Annotated in this window: 1 pseudogene; it reads right to left on the reverse strand. The window is 46.4% G+C overall.

Annotated features, from left to right (window positions below):
• Positions 1–267, reverse strand: a pseudogene (locus tag HBA93_RS21445) (IS3 family transposase); the annotation flags it as partial.

Here is a 267-nt window from a genome sequence, read left to right on the forward strand (position 1 = left end):
GAAGATTTCGGTGATGTTCTGACGTATAGTGAGGTACTTGTCGGTCACCCTCATACGGGCTCGATGATAAAAATATGAACTGCGCGCCAGTCGCAACTGAGCAAGCAGATCGGAGAGTTGATAAAGATCTTTTAGGGCGTCAACCAACAGCGTTTTCTCCCGATTACTCAGGAGTTGCAGATCGACGCCCAGGTCTTTTTTTAGAATTTCATTCGCTTTCTTCAAAAGGTCGTGCTCAAGCTGCAGTTTCTGTATATCGTGCTGCAG

It is taken from the genome of Ochrobactrum sp. SFR4 (assembly GCF_019730395.1).
In the GTDB taxonomy this organism is placed as follows: domain Bacteria; phylum Pseudomonadota; class Alphaproteobacteria; order Rhizobiales; family Rhizobiaceae; genus Pseudochrobactrum.